This window comes from Nonomuraea sp. AD125B (assembly GCF_041402765.1).
Classification (GTDB): domain Bacteria; phylum Actinomycetota; class Actinomycetes; order Streptosporangiales; family Streptosporangiaceae; genus Nonomuraea; species Nonomuraea bangladeshensis.
Map to the genome: position 1 here is coordinate 1 of NZ_JBGLOU010000022.1, position 16425 is coordinate 16425.

Here is a 16425-nt window from a genome sequence, read left to right on the forward strand (position 1 = left end):
GGGTGCGGCGGGGAGGGCGAGGGCGGTGGCGACCTCCGGGTCGGCGGAGGACGGGTCGCGGGTGACGGCGTCGTAGTAGCGGTAGGCGGCGCGGCCGAAGTCGCCCTCGCCGAGCAACGCGCGGGCCGCGACGACGCCGAGGCGCGGCGGGTAGCCGGGCGTCGCGAGGAACGGCTCCAGCGCCGTCAGCGCCTCGCCGTACGAGCCCCGCCGCACGAACGTCTCCGCGAGCGAAGCCGTCACGTCCGGGTCCCGGGGAGCGAGCATGAGCGCGGCCCGGAGCTCCGTCTCGGCATCGGCGAGGTGCCCCTTGGCCAGCAGTTGCTCGCCGAGGTGCCGCCGGAGCGGGAGGTTGTCCGGGGACAGGCGCGCCGCCTCCCGGAGCGCCTGGAGGCCGGCGTCTTCGAGCACAGTCCCGGTCCCTTCTGTCGCAGAACATCACTTCTGTACGGGACTAGGCAGGCTATCGAAGTCGATCGGAGCGGCGTGTCCGCTTCCCGCGAGCCTGAGGAAAACCACAGGTAGATCCGGGCATCCGCATCATTCCGGCGGCAGGGGCCCAGTCCGTAGCGTCCCCGGACATGATCGGAAAGTTGATCGACGTCCCGCGCCGGGCCGTGGCGGGCCTCGGCGCGGCACTGGTGCTGGCGTGCGCCGTCCTGCTGGCCGCGATGACCGACAGCACGATGCAGCCACTGCCCGCCTCCGCCGCGTCCGGCGAGTTCAGCGCCGCGCGGGCCCGTACCCATCTGGAGCGCTTCGCCACCGAACCGCGCCCCATCGGCGGCGCGGCGGCCGAACGGGCCAGGAACTACCTGGTGGCCCAGTTGCGCGCGGCCGGGCTTGATGTCGAGGTGCAGCGGGCCGTGGGCGCGAACGCCTCCACCGGGCTCGCCTCGTTCGGGCTGGTGCACAACATCGTCGCCACCCGGCGTGGCCACGACCCGACGGGCACGGTCGTGGTCGCCGCCCACTACGACTCGGCGGCGATGGGCCCCGGGGTCTCCGACGACGCCGCCGCCGTGGCCGCCATGCTGGAGACCGTACGGGCGCTCGGCGACGCGCCGCTCCGCAACGACCTCATGCTGCTCATGACCGACGGCGAGGAGGACGGCGTGCTCGGCGCCGAGGCGTTCGTCAGGGAGCACCCGCTCGGCCGGGCCGGAGGCGTGCTGCTGAACTGGGAGGCGAGAGGCGTCTCAGGACCGTCGCTGATGTTCGAGACCTCGCGGGGCAGCGCCGGGCTGGTGGAGGCGTACGCCGCCGCCGCGCCACGCCCGCGCGGCGACTCCACGATGGCGGCGGTGTACCGGCTGCTGCCCAACAACACCGACTTCACCCCGCTCACGGCGGCCGGCTTCGCGGGGCTGAACTTCGCCTACATCCAGCGCTCCTCGCACTACCACACGGCCGGCGACTCCCTCGCCAACCTGGACCCGGGCAGCCTGCAGCACCACGGCTCCACCATGCTGGCGCTGACCCGCGCGCTCGGCGCGGCCGACCTGCCCGCGTTGCGCACCGACCACGACGCCACCTACTTCCGTCTCTTCGGCGTCCTGATCACCTATCCGGACGCGCTGGTGTGGCCGCTCGCGGGGCTCGCCGCCGCGGCCGTCGCGGGGCTCGCGGTCGTGGCCCGGCGCAGGCGGCTGCTCAGCGTGCCGCGGCTGGTCGTGGCGGCGGTGTCGGGGCTCGTGCCGCTCGTGGTGTCCGCGCTGCTGGCGCAAGGGTTGTGGGAGCTGCTGGTGGCCTGGCGGCCCGCGTACGACGGGATGGGCGGGCTGCTGCACCGGCCGGACGCCTTCCGCGCGGCCGTGGTGGCGCAGACCGCGCTCGTGGTGCTCGGCTGGTACCTGCTCCTGCGACGGCGGCTGGGCCCGGCCGCGCTCGCGGTCGGCGGACTCGCCTGGGCGGCGGCGTTCGGCGTGCTGTGCGCCGCCGTCGCGCCTGGGGCGTCGTTCGTGTTCGCGCTGCCCGCGCTGGGCTGCGCCGTCGGCGGTCTCGTGGCGCTCTCGGTGGGTCGGCCGCTCGTCGCGGCGGCGGCGCTGACGCTCGGCGCGGTGCCGGCCGCGATGCTGCTGTCCGGGCTGGCCAAGAACGTCTTCGACGGGATGGGGCTGGCGCTCGGCGGCGCGGCGGCGCTGGTGACGGCGCTGCTCGGACTCCTGCTCCTGCCCGTCGCCGAGCTGTCCCTGCCCGGACCGAGCGCCCGCGCACGGGCCCGAGGGCTGGGCCGGCCCGAGGGTGATGCCCGTGCTCGGGGGCTGGGCCGGCCCGGAGCTGATGCGCGTGCCCGGGGGCTGGGCCGGCCCGGAGCTGATGCGCGTGCCCGGGGGCTGGGCCGGCCCGAGGCGGGCGCGCGTGCCGGGGGACTGGCCGGGGCGCCGGTGGGCGCTCTCGGTCTCGCGCTCGTCGCCTTGCTCGTTCCCGTGCTGGTCGCCGCCGGCCTGGCCGGTGACCGGTTCGACGCCCGCAACCCCGCCCGCACCCACCTGGCGTACGTCATGGACGCCGGCACCGGCGTCGCGCGCTGGGTCAGCGCCGACCCGGAGCCGCCGGCCTGGACCAGGAGGTACGTCACCGGCCGCGACCGCACGCCGCTGCCCCCCGGCTACGCGCGCGGCACCACGCTGTGGACCGGCCCCGCCCCCACCCTGGACCGGGCCGCCGGGCCCCGCCTGACCGTGCTGCGCCGCGACGGCGACCGCGTCGAGCTGCGCGTGAGCGCGGGCCGGGCCGCCCGTTCGCTCACGCTCAGGATCGAGCGCCCGATCACCGAGGCGACGGCGGTCACCGCCGGGACGGCCCCGGTGACCGTGCGCGTCGCCGGGACGCGGGCCAACACCTGGCCGGGCGAGGTCCGCTTCCGCGGCCTGCCGGACGCGGGGGCCCGGATCACCCTGCGCGTCCAGGGCGCCGACAAGGTACGGATCACCGCGATCGCCGAGACGGACGGCCTGGCCGCCGTGCCCGGCTTCGTGCCCAGGCCACCGGAGCTGGTGGCGGCCACCCGGGAGGACGGCGAGCTGATCGCGATCACCCGTACCTACACTGTCTGACCGGTCAGGAGCAGGCGGCGTTCTGCGGGGCGCCCGCCGGTCCGTTGGCGGTGAAGCCGACCACCACGGACGCGCCGGGCGCGAGCGTACGGGCGTAGTCGGGCCCCTTCGCCGTCCACGTCGTGCCGGACTGGCTGACGACCGCGTTCCATCCGTTGACCAGCGTCACGCCCGACGGGTACGTCCAGGTGGCGCTCCAGCCGTTGATGGGCGAGGAGCCGGTGTTCTTGACGGTGACCTCGCCCTGGAAGCCGCCCTGCCAGGAGTTCACCTGCCGGTAGGCGACGGTGCACTCGCCGGGCGGCACCTCGGTCGGCGTGCCCGACGGCGAGCTCGTGGGGCCGCCGACCGGCGGGATCAGGTACGGCTGCAGGATGTCCTGCTTGGCCTGGTTGATGGTGGTCCAGTCGTCGTTGACGATGCCGCCGGTGTCACCGGAGTTCGGGTTCCACGACCAGTACGTGAACGACATCCCGTTGACCCCGGTGCCCATGTACTTCATGAGCTCCTGGAGCCAGATCTTGTCGACGTTCGAGGCCAGCGTGGTGCCGAACTCGCCCAGCATGATCGGTGCGATGTTCTGCTTGTAGAGGTAGCCCCAGTACTTGTCCCAGATGGCGGGCATGTTCGCCGGGTAGGCGGGGTCGTCGAACCAGCTCTGGTGGTAGACCGAGGTGGCGTACTCGTGGGGGGAGTAGACCAGGCGGTTGGCCACGTTCAGCCGCACCGGGAACTGGCCGGCCTTGGACAGGTTGCCGCCCCACCAGCCGCAGTCCTCGTCGTTGCTCGGGTCGCCGTCCCAGACGTTGGGCTCGCCGCCGCTCGGGCAGCTGACGCCCTCGACAAAGATCAGCCAGTTGGGGTTGACGGACAGGACGGCGTTCCCCGCCCGCTCGGCGGCGAGCCGCCAGTCGCGGGACTGGTCGCCGCAGCCCCAGCAGGCGCCGGTGGCGTTCGGGTTGGTGCCCTGCGCGTGCGGCTCGTTGTGCAGGTCGGCGCCGATGACCGTGGGGTTGCCCGCGTAGTGCTGGGCGAGGGCCTTCCAGTCGTTGATCCAGGTGGTCTCCGGGGTGGCGGGGACGTACCAGAGGGGTGACTGGCCGGCCGAGGTCGGGCGGTGGCGGTCGAGGATGATCCGCATGCCCTTGGTGCCCGCGTAGTCGACGACCTTGTCGAGGATCTGCATCGGCGACAGGCCGACCAGGTCGGGGTTGACGTAGTCGTTGACGCCGGTGGCCGCGGCCCCGGGCTTCAGCGCGTCGTTCGAGTACGGCACTCGCAGCGTGTTGTAGCCGAGCCGGGCCATCAGGTCGATCTGGCTCTTCCACGGGTTGCTCGACCACAGGCCGTGGAAGGTCTTGTTGTCGGTCTCCATGCCGAACCAGTTGATGCCGGTCAGGCGCACGGTCGCGCCCGTACTGTCGACGATCTTGTTGCCGCTGGTGCGGAGGTAGCCGGTGCCGGTGCCGGCGGCCGCTCCGGCGGGAGCGGCCGTGGTCAGCGCGACCGTCACCGCCGCGCCCGCCACGAGCGCGGCCAGGGCGGACGTCGCCACCTTGGACAAGTGCATGGGGGTGCCCTTTCGAGGAGGGGAACGCGGCCGTCATGCTCGCCACCGTCCTCGCCGACCGTCAATGCGCATGCCCGCGACACCCGCCTTGACCTGCGCGGACGCGTGAAACTTTCACCTCGGCGGCGACGGCGTCACCGGCCGGCGTGATCATCCCTACCTGCGAGGTCGACCGGCCCCGCAGGGTGCGAGACTGAACGCATGGTGGATGACGAGCATCGCCCCCTGATGCCGAACATGCGGCTGGACGAGCTGCTGTCGGAGCTCCAAGTACGGCTCAACGCCGTGCTCGCCACCCGCGACCGCGTGCACGCCCTGCTGGAGGCGGTCGTGTCCGTGGGCAGCGACCTCGATCTGGAGACCGTGCTGCGCACCATCGTGGAGACCGCGACCAAGCTGGTGGACGCCAGCTTCGGCGCGCTCGGCGTGGTCGGGCAGGAACAGACCCTCGTGCAGTTCATCCCGGTGGGGCTGAGCGACGAGGAGATCGCGGCCATCGAGCACTGGCCCCACGGGCTGGGCCTGCTCGGCCTGCTGATCAAGGACGCCCGGCCGCTGCGGCTGGGCCGGATCTCCGACCACCCCGAGTCCTACGGCTTCCCGCCCGGCCACCCGCCGATGGGCACCTTCCTCGGCGTGCCCATCCGGGTCCGGGACGAGGTGTTCGGCAACCTCTACCTGACGGAGAAGCGCGGCGGCGGCGAGTTCGACGAGGAGGACGAGGCCATCGTGATCGCGCTGGCCACGGCCGCCGGCGTCGCCGTCGAGAACGCCCGGCTCTACGAGGAGTCGCGTCGCCGCGAGGCGTGGCTGGAGGCGTCCACCGAGGTGACCACCCGGCTGCTGTCCGGCGGCGGCACCCGCGAGGTGCTGACCATGGTGGCGGCGCGGGCCCGGCAGATGACCGACGCCGACCTGGCCAGGATCCTGCTGCCCGACCCGGCGGGCGAGCGGCTGCTGGTCGAGTTCGCCGAGGGCACGGCCGAGGACGAGCTGACCGAGATGTCCTACGCGCTCGACGGGACGGCCGCCGGCGAGGTCTTCCGCGAGGGGCGGCCGCTCCACTCGCCCGACCCGCTCGACGCCGACTCCCGGCTGCGCGAGCTCGGCTACGGCCCCGAGCTGCTGCTGCCGCTCGGCGCGGGCGACTCCGTACGCGGCGTGCTGGCCCTCGCCAAGTGCGTCGGCCGCATGCCGTTCAGCGCGGGCGACGTGCGGGCGCTGGAGGCGTTCGGCGGGCAGGCGGCGATCGCGCTGGAGCTGGCCGACACCCGCCGCGACGCCGAGCGGCTGAGCCTGCTCGAAGACCGCGACCGCATCGCGAAGGACCTGCACGACGTGGTCATCCAGCGGCTGTTCGCCACGGCCATGACGCTGATGAGCACGGTCCGGCTGGTCGAGCACCCCGAGGCGTCCGGCCGGCTCCAGCACGCGATCGACGAGCTGGACGAGACCATCCGGCAGATCCGCTCGACCATCTTCGCCCTCCAGAACGTCAGGGAGAGCGCGGCCCCGAGCCTGCGCGGCCAGATCGTGGAGCTGGTGGAGGGCGCGCGGGGTCACCTCGGCTTCATGCCGGGGCTGCGCATGGAGGGCCAGCTCGACGCCAGGATCTCCGACGAGCTCGCCGAGCAGCTGCTCGCCGTCCTGCGCGAGGCGCTGTCCAACGTGGTCCGGCACGCGAAGGCGACCAGGGCCGACGTGGCGGTGGAGGTGACGGGCGACCTGCTCGCGCTGTCGGTCCGCGACAACGGCGTGGGGCTGCCGTCCGGCGGCCGGCGCAGCGGCCTGCGCAACCTGGAGGAACGGGCGACGCGGCTCGGGGGGTCGTTCACGGCCGGACCGGGGGAGCAGGGCGGGACCGCGATCAGGTGGAGTGTCCCCCTGTGATCCGGCGTCCGCTGATCTGCTCCAGGCTGACCCGGATGTAGTGGTCGAGCCTGCCCGGCACCCACGGGTCGAGCGGCAGCGCGGCCAGCCGGGCCGTCTCGGCGGGGTCGGTGATAGCGTTGGCGTGCCCGACGACGCTCACCGACCAGCCCGTACGCAGCACGGGGTCGTAGTCGTCCACCTCGAACGCGACCACCGCCCGCCGGGTGGCCGCCGCCAGCTTGGAGCCGACGCCGGTGCGGATGACGATGCCGTCGCCGTCGAGGCAGAACGCGACCGGCTGCACCGCGGGCAGCGCCCGGTCGGTGAAGACGATCCGCCCGATGGGCGTCGAGGCGAGCAGGCGCAGGCACTCCTCGTCGGTGAGCACCTGGAGTCCGGACGAATCGAGTCGCATGCCTGCCAGCATCGCCGCCGGACGGGGCGGACGCTTAGGGACGAAAGTCCCTTCATGCCCGCCGTTCCGCCAGGACCCGGACGCGGGGGCTGGGGCTCGGTGGGGGGTGGGGGCCGGTCTGGGGCTGGGGCCTGGGCCGGCTTGGGTCTGGGGCTTGCGGCCGGGCCGGGGCCGCTACGGGCGGCGTTCGGTGCGCAACCGGGCGGCCAGGGCGGCGGCCTGGGTGCGGCGTTGCATGTTGAGCTTGGACAGCAGGTTGGAGACGTAGTTCTTGACCGTCTTCTCGGCCAGGAACAGCCGCTCGCCGATCTGCCGGTTGGTCAGCCCCTCGCCGATGAGGTCGAGGATGTGCCGCTCCTGCTCCGACAGCGCCGCGAGCGGGTCCTTCCTGGCCGCCTGCTCGCGCAGCCGCTGCAGCATGGCCGCCGTGGTCTGCGGGTCGAGCAGCGACTGCCCGGAGGCGACCGTGCGCACCGCGCCGACCAGGTCGGAGCCGTGGATCTGCTTGAGCACGTAGCCGGAGGCGCCGGCCATCACGGCGTCGAACAGCGCGTCGTCGTCGGCGAACGACGTCAGCATCAGGCACGCGAGCCCCGGCACCCGCGAGCGCACCTCGCGGCACACGTCGACGCCGTTGCCGTCGGGCAGCCGGACGTCGAGCACCGCGACGTCCGGCTTGAGCGCGGGGATGCGCGCGATCGCGGACTCGGCGGTGCCGGCCTCGCCGATGACCTCGATGTCGTCCTCGGAGTCGAGCAGGGCCGCCACACCTCTGCGCACGACTTCGTGATCGTCGACAAGGAACACGTGAATCATGACTCCACGCTAGCCGCCGACCGGCCCTGTCAGGTAGGGACCTAGGTCCCGGATCGGGAGCCGGGGGTCACCGCCGTGAGCTGGCCCAGCTCCCGCTTGAGTATCTTGCCGGTGGGGCTGGTCGGCAGCTCGGCCACGAACGTGACGTGCCGGGGATACTTGTACGCCGCCACCCGCTCGCGGACGAACCCGCGCAGCTCCTCCCCGCTCACCGGCGCCCGCACCGCGACCACGGCCGCGACCTCCTCGCCCAGCTCCGGGTGCGGCACGCCGAGCACGGCCGCCTGCCGCACCGCCGGGTGCTCGTACAGCACCTCCTCGACCTCGCGCGGGTAGACGGTGTAGCCGCCGCGGATGATGATGTCGCGGCGGCGGCCCACCAGGAAGAAGAAGCCGTCGTCGTCCACCCGGCCGAGGTCGCCGGTGTGGAACCAGCCGTCGCGCAGCGCCTCGGCGGTGGCGGCCGGGTCGTTCCAGTAGCCCTTCATGACGTTGGGGCCGCGTACCACGATCTCGCCGATCTCGCCCCGGGGCAGCTCGCGGCCGTCCTCGCCGACGACCTTCATCTCCACGTCCCTGATCGGGCGGCCGATCGAGCCGGGGCGGCGGCCGGGACCGCCCCGGTTCGCGGCGGCGACGGGCGAGGTCTCGCTCAGCCCGTAGCCCTCGACGATGCGGCAGCCGACGCGGGCCTCGTACGCCCGCAGCACGTCGAGCGGCAGCGCCGCCCCGCCCGAGGTGCACACCCGCAGCATCGACAGGTCGGACACGCCGGGATGGTCGAGCAGCGCGATGAACATGGTCGGCACGCCCTGGAACACCGTCACCCCGTCGCGCCTGATGACCTCCAGCGCCCGGCCCGCCTCGAAGCGGGGCAGCAGCGTCAGCCGCGCGCCCGCGTGCACGGTGGCGTTGAGCGAGCAGGTCTGGCCGTAGGTGTGGTAGAGCGGCAGCGCGCCGAGCACCACGTCGTCCACGCCGAGCGCGTGCATGCGGGCCACGGCCTCGGCGTTGCCGGCCAGGTTGGCGTGGGTGAGCTCGACGCCCTTGGGCCGGCCGGTGGTGCCGGAGGTGTAGTGGAGCACGGCGGTGTCGTCGGCGCGGGTGCGGGCCGGCTCGCGCTCGGGAGGGACGGCCCGCAGCAGCCGGGGCAGCTCGCCGGGCACCACGAAGAAGCAGTCGGCGGCGGTGCCCGCCGTCCCCGCCTCGGCGGTCTCGGCGAAGGCGTGCCAGGCGAGCAGCAGCCGCGCCCCGCAGTCGCCCAGGTAGGCGGCGATCTCGCGGCGCTTCAGCAGCGGGTCGAGCGGGACCGCCACGGCCCCGGCCCGCAGCACCCCGTAGTAGACGACGCCGAACTCGGGCACGTTCGGCAGCATGACGGCGACCCGGTCGCCGCGCTCGATCCCGCGGCGGCGCAGCAGCCCGGCCAGGCGGGCGCTCAGCTCGTCCAGCGCGCCGTAGGTCAGCGCCGCCCCGTCCAGCGTGAGAACCGCTCGGCCGCCGAGCCGCGCGGCGGCGTGGTGGAGCCGGTCAGCGAGGTTCATGGGAGGACCGTACGCCGGCGCGCCGCCGCCCCTCATCGGTCACGGCGGCCAGTCTTTCCCGGCCGTCGTTGGTGGGGACCGCGTCCTGCAGCGCGATCGCGACGAGCAGCTCGACGAGGTCGTTGATGGAGCGCAGGCTGCGCCCGGTCCGCTCCTGGATGCGGCGCATCCGGTACTGCGCGGTGTTGGGGTGGATCTGGAGGCGTTCGGCGGCGGTGCGCAGGTTGAGGTCGGCGGCGGCGAACGCCCGGATCGTCGCGGTCAGCACGCCGCCGCGCGCCCGGTCCTCCTCCAGCAGCGCCGTGATGCGCGGGTCAACCAGGTGGCGGGCGGTGTCGTCGGCCCGCAGCGCCAAATACTGGAACGGGGTGATCCTGGGCAGCGCAGCGACCCCGCCCTCCTCGGGCACGAAGTCCAGCACCGCCCGCGCCTCCTGGTACGCCTGCGGGATCTGCGCAGGCCCGGCCACCGGCGTGCTGATCCCCAGGGCGAGCCGGATGCCCTCGCCGGCGAGGCTCCCGACCACCGCCTGCAGCCGGTCGCACAGCTCCCCGGCCTCCGCGCCGGGCCCGAGCACGGGGACCGCCACGATCTCCGACTGGCGCACGACCGACAGCGTGCGGGCCCCGTTGCCGCCGGTCCTCGCCAGGGCGGCGCAGGCCGCGTGCCTGGCCTCGGCGTCCCTGTTGAGCCCGGCGGCCTCCGTGGCGGGGGCCTCGACCAGCATGGCGACCACGACCAGCAGCGGCGTGCGGGCGTCCGGCGCGAGCCCGTGTGCCTGCGCGGCGGCCAGTTCCCTGCCGCGCGTGGGCGTGCCGCCGGCCAGCAGCGTCTCCAGCAGGCCGCGGCTCTCCCGTACGGACTCGGCGGCGGCGTACTGCTGGAACTCCATGTAGGCGTACGCGGCCTGCGTGCTCGCGAAGTCGCAGTAGCGCATCTGGGCGACCGCCAGCGACAGCGCCGCCTCCCGCCCGGCGGGCGTCGGGCCGGCCCGCTCGACCAGCGACTCCCAGAAGACGCGCTGGCCGATCCGGTAGGCGTTGATGTAGTCGGCGAGCGGCACCCCGGCGCGGGCGCGGCGCATCGCGGCCCGCCGGACGAAGGCGATGTCGGCCGCCGTCACGGGCCGCTCCTCCAGCAGCACCGCGAGCTTGGCGCGGTAGTGCCGCAGGACCTGGTCGCGTACGTCGGCGTGGAAGTCGCCGCCCTGCGCCGCGTACGTGGGCACCTCGGCCCGGATCGCCGCCCCTCCGGCGTCGGCCAGGTCGTGGACGTTGTCCAGCAGCTCGGCGAGGATCCGCGCGCGCTGCGCGCGGACGGCCTCGGTGCCAGTGAGCGTTTCCGTGCTGAAACGACCGGACATGCCGGGATGATCCATGCCCGTGGCCGGGCGGTCAACGGGTCGTGACCGGGATGAGACCGTCGCTGTGCTCCGCGGACAACATGCCGCGGACATCTTGGGTCACCGTGCCCAATGCGGCCCCTGACGAGCGGATCCTACGCTGAGCCCACGCGTCAGAACAATGTTCTCCAGGAGGCCGGATGCTGGAGGTGCGCGATCTCACCGTCCGCTTCGGCGGCATCACCGCGCTGTACGGCGTGAGCTTCGCGGTGGCGCGCGGCGAGATGGTGGGGCTCATCGGGCCCAACGGCGCCGGCAAGACCACGCTGTTCAACTGCCTGACCCGCCGCTACGAGGCCGACTCGGGCGTCATCGCCTACGAGGGCACGGACCTGCGGGCGGTGGCCCCGCACGCGATCGTACGGCTCGGCATCGCCAGGACCTTCCAGAACCTCGGCCTGTTCCCGCGCATGTCCGTCCGCGACAACGTGCTGGCCGGCGCGCACCACCGGGGCCGCGCCGGTTTCCTGACGGCCGGGGTCCGGCTGCCCGGCGTGCGGCGCGAGGAGCGCGAGCTGCGCCGCGACGCCGACGCCGTCCTCGACCGGCTCGGCCTGACCGGGGTGGCCGAGCATCCGGCGAGCGGCCTGCCGTTCGGCACGCTCAAGCGGGTCGAGCTGGCCCGCGCGCTGGTCGCCCGCCCCCGGCTGCTGCTCCTCGACGAGCCGGTCAACGGACTGAACGCGGCCGAGGTGGCCGAGTTCGCCTGCACCCTCCGCGAGCTCAAGGACGCCTACGACCTCACCGTGGTCGTGGTCGAGCACCACATGGGCTTCGTGATGAGCGTCTGTCGCCGGATCGTCTGCCTGGACTTCGGCCGCAAGATCGCCGAGGGGTCGCCGGCCGAGGTGCAGCGCGATCCCGGGGTCATCGAGGCGTACCTGGGGACGGCCGTATGAGCTTCCTGGTGGTGGAGGGACTGGTCGCCGGCTACGGCGAGGCGCGCGTGCTGCACGGCGTGGACCTCAGCGTGGCCGAGGGCGAGATCTGCGCGATCCTCGGCCCCAACGGCGCGGGCAAGACCACGCTGCTGCGCGCCCTGTCCGGCATGGTCAGAGCACGCGGGGTGATCAGGCTCGGCGGGACCTCGCTGACCGGCCGCCCGCCCGACGCGGTGGCCCGGCTGGGCGTGGCGCACGTGCCCGAGGGGCGCGGCACGTTCATGCCGCTGACGGTCGAGGAGAACCTGCGGCTCGGCGCGTTCGTCCGGCGCGGCGGGCGCGCCGTTGAGGAGGACCTCGACCGTGTCTGCTCCTACTTTCCGCCGCTGCGCGACCGGCTCGGGCAGGTCGCGGGCAGCCTCAGCGGCGGCGAGCAGCAGATGCTCGCGCTCGGCAGGGCGCTCATGCTGCGGCCCAAGGTGCTCCTGCTCGACGAGCCGTCGCTGGGCCTCGCGCCGCTGGTCACCCGGGAGCTGTTCCGCATCGTCCAGGCCATCAACCAAGAGGAGCGGACCACCGTGGTCGTCGTGGAGCAGAACGCCCACCTCGCGCTCGGCGTCGCGCGGCAGGCGCACGTCCTGGAGACCGGGCGCATCGTGCTGTCCGGCACGGCCGAGCGGATCAGGGCGGACGAGCAGGTCGCCCAGTCCTATCTCGGATACCGGGTGTAGCCGTGGCCGGGTTCCTGCAGCAGGTCGTGGAAGGGCTCGGGGCGGGCGCGGTCTACGCCAGCCTGGCGCTCGCCCTGGTGCTGATCTACCAGTTCACCGGGATCGTCAACTTCGCCCAGGGCGAGCTGGCCATGTTCTCCGCCTATGTCGCCTGGCAGGCCATGGCGGCGGGGCTGCCGTTCTGGGCGGCGCTGGCGCTCACGCTGGCGGTGTCGTTCGCGGGCGGGATGCTCATCGAGCGGATCGTGATCAGGCCGGTCGAGGGCGCGCCCGAGCTGACCCTGGTGATCGTCACCGTCGGGCTGTTCATCTTCGTCAACGCCGCCGCCGGCTGGATCTGGACGTTCCTCATCAAGGACTTCCCGAACCCGTTCCCGCGCGGCGCGCTGGAGGTCGGCGGGGTGAGCGTCGGCTTCTCGACGCTGGGCGTGCTCGGCGTCGTGGCGCTGGTCATGGGCCTGCTGTACCTGCTCTTCCAGCACACCAAGATCGGGCTCGGCATGCGGGCCGTGGCCGCGAACCCCGACTCGGCCCGCCTGGTCGGCATCCGCGTGGGCCGTACGCTCGCGCTCGGCTGGGGGCTCGCCGCCACGGTCGGCGCGGTGTCCGGCGTGCTGGTCGCGCCGCTGCTGTTCCTGGAGCCCAACATGATGGGCGGCGTCCTCATCTACGCCTTCGCGGCGGCCACGCTCGGCGGGTTCGACAGCCCGGCCGGCGCGGTGGCCGGCGGCGTGATCGTCGGCGTGGCGGAGACGCTGGCCGGCGCCTACGTGCCCGCCATCGGCTCCGACCTCAAGATCGGGGTGCCCCTGGCGATCATCCTCGTCGTCCTGCTGGTACGGCCACGCGGGCTGTTCGGCCGAGCGGTGGTGGAACGCGCATGACCCAGGTCGAGGACGCCGGCGTGGACACGCGGCCCGCGCGCCGCCCCCGATGGACCCCCGTCGTGCGGCGCCGGGCGGCGGTGGCAGCGCTGCTGGCCGCCGCGCTCTACGCGCCGTTCCAGCTCGTCCCCTTCCACGTCTTCCAGCTCACGATGGTCCTGGTGTACGCGGTCGCGCTGCTCGGGCTGAACCTGCTCGTCGGGCACGCCGGGCAGATCTCGCTCGGGCACGGGGCGTTCTTCGCCGTGGGCGCGTACACGGCGGCGGTCCTGACGCACGGGCCCGGCCTGCCGTACCCGCTGACGCTGCCGGCCGCGGCGGTCGTGGCGTTCCTGCTGGGGCTGGCATTCGGGGTGCCCGCGGTCCGGCTGCGCGGGCTCTACCTGGCGCTCGTCACGCTGGCCATCGCGATCTTCCTGGTGCCGCTGCTCAAGCGGTTCGAGCACGTCACCGGCGGCTCGATGGGGCTGACGCTGCCCAAGCCCGGCCCGCCGGCCTGGAGCGGCCTCGCCGAGGACCAGTGGCTGTACTTCCTCGCCCTCGCGGTCGCCGTGGCCTCGTTCGCGCTGGTGGGCAGCATGCTGCGGTCGCGGGTGGGGCGGGCGCTGCACGCGCTGCGCGACGACGAGGGCGCGGCCGAGGTCATGGGGGTGCGGCTGTCGGCGTACAAGACGCTGGCCTTCGCGTGGAGCGCGATGTTCGCCGGCGTGGCCGGCTGCGTCTACACGTGGGTGATCGGGTTCGTCTCGCCCGACTCGTTCACCGTCAACCTGTCGATCACCCTGCTCGCCGGCCTGGTCGTCGGCGGGCTCGGCTCGACGGCCGGGCCGGTGCTCGGCGCGCTGTTCGTGATGTTCGTCCCCAGCATCGCGCAGGACCTCAACGAGGCCGCGCCGGGCGTCATCTTCGGCCTGCTGATCATCGCGGTGATGTACGTGGCTCCCACGGGCCTCGCCGGGCTGGCCGGCCGCCTGATCAGGAAAATCCCCCGGAAGGAGTAAGAGGGATGCGTGTATCTGCGATCGGCTGCGCGGCGCTGCTCCTGGTCGCCGTCGGCGCCTGCGGGGGCGCGAGAGCGGCGGCGACGCCGGGACGGCCGCGTCCGGCCGGTGCCAGGGCCAGCAGACGACCGGCATCACCGACAAGAGCATCAAGCTGGGCGGCATCTACCCGCTGTCCGGCCCGGCCTCCGCCTACGGGGACATCCCCAAGGGCATCAAGGCGTACTTCGACTACGTCAACGCCGAGAAGGGCGGCATCGGCGGGCGGAAGGTGGAGTTCATCGTCCGCGACGACGGCTACCAGCCGCCGAAGGCCGTCGAGGAGGCCCGCAGGCTGGTGGAGCAGGACCAGGTCTTCGCCCTGTTCCAGACGCTCGGCACCCCGTCCACCACCGCCACCTGGGACTACACCAACCAGCGCAAGGTGCCGCAGGTCTTCGTGGCGACCGGCGCGTCCAAGTGGGGCACCGACGCCGCGCACCCGTGGACCATCGGCTGGCAGCCGAACTACGTCTCCGAGGCCCGCGTCTACGCGCAGTACCTGAAGGCCGAGAAGCCGTCGGCCAAGATCGCCGTGCTCTACCAGAACGACGACTTCGGCAAGGACCTGCTCGGCGGCTTCAAGAAGGCCATCGAGGGCACTCAGCTCACGATCGTCGCCGAGCAGAGCTACGAGGTCACCGATCCCAGCATCGACCCCCAGATGCGCAACCTGGCCGGCTCGAAGGCCGACGTCTTCCTCGACGTCACCACGCCGAAGTTCGGCTCGCAGGCGCTGGCCGCCGACGTCAGGAACACCGGCTGGAACCCGCTGCACATCATCAACAACGTCGCCGCCTCGATCACCGTGCTCAAGCCGGTCGGCTTCGACAACGTGCAGGGCGTCGTGTCCAGCTCGTACTACAAGGACCCGAACGACCCGACCTGGGCGACCGACGCGGAGATGACGCTCTACAAGCAGAAGGTCAAGCAGTACGCCCCCGGAGCCGACCCGAACATCCCGTACCTGACCTTCGGCTGGGCCGTCGCCAGCAGCTTCCACAAGGCGATGGACGCGGCCACGTGCCCGACCAGGGAAGGGCTGCGCGACTCGGTGCGCAACCTGCGGGACGTCAAGATCGACATGCTGCTGCCCGGCGTGACGCTCAGCACCGGGCAGGGGGACGCGTTCCCGATCGAGTCGATGCAGCTGATGACCTTCAAGGGGCAGCGGTGGGAGCTGTTCGGGCAGGTCATCGACACGCGCAAGGAGTTCGGGCCGCTGACCGGCTGACGACTCAGACGGTGACGGCGCCCGTCTCCACCAGCCGGCCGACGGCCTCCTCGATCGCCTCCAGCGCCTCGTAGCGGGGCCGGTGGCCGAGCAGCCGCTCCGCCTTGGCCATGCTGCAGTGCGGGCTGTACATGATGTGGTCGTAGGTGACGGCCGCGTCCTCCTCGGACACCGTGGCCCGCCACCGCTCCCACGGCAGGTAGGTCAGCCGCGCCTCCCGCCCGAACCACCCGGCCACCGCCTCGGCGTAGCCGCGCAGCGTGAGCGCGCCCGCCGCCACCGAGTGGAAGCTCTCGCCGACCGACGCCGACGGCGTGGCCAGCGCGTCAATGAACAGCCTGGCCACGTCGTCGGCGTGCACGTGCTGCACGGTCTCCATGCCGAAGTTCGGCAGCGCCAGCTCCTCCCCGTCGGCGAGGGTCTGGAAGACGGCCGGGTTGACGTTGCCCGCCGGGTTGACCGGCACCCATCCGGGCCCGGTGATGTGGCCCGGGTGGATGACCGTCGCGGGGAACCCGTCGCGGTGCGCCCGCTCCAGCAGGTACGCCTCGATCGCGGCCTTGCGCTTGCCGTACTCGCCGAGCGGCCGCTTCGGCCGGTCCTCGGTCGTCGGCACCCGTGCGCTCGGGCCGTGCGTCCAGATCGTGCCGCAGTGCAGGAAGTGCCGGACCCGCCCGGTCAGCGCCTCGGCCAGGTGGCGGGCGCTCGCCTCCTCGAAGCAGATGAGGTCGATGACCGCGTCGCCCTCCAGGTCGGCGATCCGCCGCCCGAACGTGCCGGCCGCGTCCTCCGCCTCCCGGTCCGCCGAGACGGCGGTGACCCGTCGCCAGGCGCCGTGCGGGGTGTAGGGCTCCCGCTTGCCCCTGCTCACCGCCACGACGTCGTGGCCGGCGTCCACCAGCCTGGGGATGAGATAGGTGCCGATGTGGCCACTCGCGCCGATCACGACTACTCGCATGGACGCAGCGTAACCCGCA

The 16425-nt window shown here is 73.2% G+C and carries 14 protein-coding genes; 7 read left to right on the forward strand and 7 right to left on the reverse strand.

Translation table 11 applies throughout. The features are described from left to right. The coding region (locus ACBR40_RS41030; protein ID WP_371252196.1) for a tetratricopeptide repeat protein at positions 1 to 411 on the reverse strand (411 nt) is incomplete at its 3' end. Positions 412 to 581: 170 nt separating this feature from the next. Between ACBR40_RS41030 and ACBR40_RS41035 the strand changes: the two genes are divergently transcribed. Next, positions 582 to 3059, forward strand: coding sequence for a M28 family peptidase (locus ACBR40_RS41035; protein ID WP_371252197.1), 2478 nt, complete (start codon positions 582 to 584; stop codon positions 3057 to 3059). A 4-nt stretch (positions 3060 to 3063) separates the two neighbouring features. Here ACBR40_RS41035 and ACBR40_RS41040 read toward each other — a convergent pair whose 3' ends face one another. Next, positions 3064 to 4629 (reverse strand): cellulase family glycosylhydrolase, encoded by a 1566-nt coding sequence (locus ACBR40_RS41040; RefSeq protein ID WP_371252198.1) that lies wholly within the window; start codon positions 4627 to 4629, stop codon positions 3064 to 3066. 201 nt (positions 4630 to 4830) lie between these two features. Here ACBR40_RS41040 and ACBR40_RS41045 point away from each other — a divergent pair, with 201 nt between their 5' ends. Further along, entirely contained in the window at positions 4831 to 6519 is a 1689-nt protein-coding gene (locus tag ACBR40_RS41045; RefSeq protein ID WP_371252199.1) for a GAF domain-containing sensor histidine kinase, read from the forward strand. Here ACBR40_RS41045 and ACBR40_RS41050 read toward each other — a convergent pair. From ACBR40_RS41050 to ACBR40_RS41065, 4 genes are all read right to left on the reverse strand, one after another. Further along, positions 6497 to 6916 (reverse strand): pyridoxamine 5'-phosphate oxidase family protein, encoded by a 420-nt coding sequence (locus ACBR40_RS41050; protein WP_344213333.1) that lies wholly within the window; start codon positions 6914 to 6916, stop codon positions 6497 to 6499. The genes ACBR40_RS41045 and ACBR40_RS41050 overlap by 23 nt on opposite strands. Before the next feature lie 174 nt (positions 6917 to 7090). Next, positions 7091 to 7732 carry a response regulator transcription factor gene (locus ACBR40_RS41055; protein ID WP_350770241.1) on the reverse strand — a complete coding sequence of 214 codons (642 nt, stop codon included), beginning with the start codon at positions 7730 to 7732 and terminating at the stop codon, positions 7091 to 7093. Positions 7733 to 7773: 41 nt separating this feature from the next. Continuing rightward, positions 7774 to 9276 carry a long-chain fatty acid--CoA ligase gene (locus tag ACBR40_RS41060; RefSeq protein WP_371252200.1) on the reverse strand — a complete coding sequence of 501 codons (1503 nt, stop codon included), beginning with the start codon at positions 9274 to 9276 and terminating at the stop codon, positions 7774 to 7776. After that, positions 9263 to 10639, reverse strand: coding sequence for a PucR family transcriptional regulator (locus tag ACBR40_RS41065; RefSeq protein ID WP_371252201.1), 1377 nt, complete (start codon positions 10637 to 10639; stop codon positions 9263 to 9265). The genes ACBR40_RS41060 and ACBR40_RS41065 overlap by 14 nt, the downstream gene beginning before the upstream one ends. A gap of 179 nt (positions 10640 to 10818) precedes the next feature. On the opposite strand from ACBR40_RS41065, the gene ACBR40_RS41070 reads away from it, so the two are divergent. Genes ACBR40_RS41070 through ACBR40_RS41090 form a run of 5 tightly spaced genes read left to right on the forward strand, consistent with a single transcriptional unit; the run spans position 10819 to position 15448 of the window. Continuing rightward, positions 10819 to 11577, forward strand: a complete 759-nt coding sequence (locus ACBR40_RS41070; RefSeq protein WP_371252202.1) for an ABC transporter ATP-binding protein — start codon at positions 10819 to 10821, stop codon at positions 11575 to 11577. Next, positions 11574 to 12290 carry an ABC transporter ATP-binding protein gene (locus ACBR40_RS41075; protein ID WP_371252203.1) on the forward strand — a complete coding sequence of 239 codons (717 nt, stop codon included), beginning with the start codon at positions 11574 to 11576 and terminating at the stop codon, positions 12288 to 12290. The genes ACBR40_RS41070 and ACBR40_RS41075 overlap by 4 nt, the downstream gene beginning before the upstream one ends. Before the next feature lie 2 nt (positions 12291 to 12292). Continuing rightward, positions 12293 to 13174 carry a branched-chain amino acid ABC transporter permease gene (locus tag ACBR40_RS41080; protein WP_371252204.1) on the forward strand — a complete coding sequence of 294 codons (882 nt, stop codon included), beginning with the start codon at positions 12293 to 12295 and terminating at the stop codon, positions 13172 to 13174. Continuing rightward, positions 13171 to 14175 carry a branched-chain amino acid ABC transporter permease gene (locus tag ACBR40_RS41085; protein WP_371252205.1) on the forward strand — a complete coding sequence of 335 codons (1005 nt, stop codon included), beginning with the start codon at positions 13171 to 13173 and terminating at the stop codon, positions 14173 to 14175. Before ACBR40_RS41080 ends, ACBR40_RS41085 begins: the two co-directional genes overlap by 4 nt. A 58-nt stretch (positions 14176 to 14233) precedes the next feature. Beyond that, the gene (locus tag ACBR40_RS41090; RefSeq protein ID WP_371252314.1) at positions 14234 to 15448 is read left to right on the forward strand and encodes an ABC transporter substrate-binding protein; all 1215 of its coding nucleotides are present in this window, start codon (positions 14234 to 14236) and stop codon (positions 15446 to 15448) included. 4 nt (positions 15449 to 15452) lie between these two features. Here ACBR40_RS41090 and ACBR40_RS41095 read toward each other — a convergent pair whose 3' ends face one another. Continuing rightward, positions 15453 to 16406 (reverse strand): NAD-dependent epimerase/dehydratase family protein, encoded by a 954-nt coding sequence (locus tag ACBR40_RS41095; RefSeq protein ID WP_344213315.1) that lies wholly within the window; start codon positions 16404 to 16406, stop codon positions 15453 to 15455. Positions 16407 to 16425 lie beyond the last annotated feature (19 nt).